Origin of the sequence: Celeribacter baekdonensis, from assembly GCF_900102315.1 — a bacterium.
GTDB classification, from domain to species: Bacteria; Pseudomonadota; Alphaproteobacteria; order Rhodobacterales; family Rhodobacteraceae; genus Celeribacter; species Celeribacter baekdonensis.
Window position 1 is genome coordinate 1 of record NZ_FNBL01000037.1, and the last position, 1,117, is coordinate 1,117.

1 pseudogene is annotated in these 1,117 nt (G+C 57.4%); it reads right to left on the minus strand.

Going from position 1 to position 1,117, the window contains the following annotated elements:
- Positions 1-1,044: pseudogene (locus tag BLT54_RS21925) on the minus strand (IS256 family transposase); the annotation flags it as partial.
- Positions 1,045-1,117 lie beyond the last annotated feature (73 nt).

A 1,117-nucleotide genomic window follows, 5' to 3' on the forward strand; every position in this document is an offset into this window, starting at 1 on the left:
GTGCGCAGGTGGCCCCAATGGTTCCGCCGGGAAGTCGAAGAATGCGAGCATCGCGTTTTGGTCTTTGGTCAGGCAAGCAACACCCTTTGGGTATTTGACGCCATACTTTTCGGAGAACACTGTCAGCGCTGCATCGGCTTCTTTGCGCGCCCCAGCGTGCTGAATATCGTCCAGATCCGATTGCACCGCCGGGGCCATCTGCTTGGGAAAACAGTTCAACACATTCTTCACCTTATGCACCCAACACCGTTGGTGCTTTGTGCCTGGAAACGTCCTGTCCAGCGCGTTCCAAAACCCCATGGTGCCGTCACCAACCGCAATTTTCGGTGGGACGGACACCCCGCGGCCTTTGATGTCGCTTAGCAACTCATGCCAGATCTGTGCGCTCTCCCGCAGGCCGACCTGAAACCCGATCAGCTCTTTCTTGCCCTCCGGTGTCGCGCCAATAATCACCAGCATACATTCGGCGTTTTCCTCCATCCGGGCCTGAAGATAGACGCCGTCCGCCCAGATGTAGACATAGTGACGGGCAGACAGATCACGCCGTATCCAGGTGTCAGAGTGTGCCTGCCATGCAGCCGTCAGTCGCGATATGACGCTTGGCGAAAGGTTCGGCGCGTCGGGGCCCATAATGGCGGACAGCGCTTCCTGGAAATCACCCGCTGAAATGCCCTTCAGATAAAGCACCGGCAGTAATGCATCCAAGCTCACCGTGCGGCGCGCCCATTTCGGAAGTATGTTCGATGTGAAGCGGATCTTTTCTGCTGGACCCTGTGCCGTCATCCGGTCGCGCATCTTGGGCCGCTGGACATCCAAAGCACCAATTTCCCTCTGGATCTGACGTTCAGGGCCAAAACCGTGCCGCTCAATCCGTTGTCGGCCATCCTCCAGCTGTTCGTCTGAAAAACTGGCGACAAACGCAGCAGCTTCGGCTTTCAGCGCTTCCGCCAACATCCGGCGTGCTCCTTCCCGTGCAAGCTCTGTCAGTGGATCCACAATCGTTTCCGATTGGCGAAAAGGCAGGATCGTTGTCTCTTCATTCATGGCCTATCGCTCATCGTGAGGTTCTGGCCGGCTTGATCACCCGCCACGATACGCCGCCCTTCAAATCACGCCA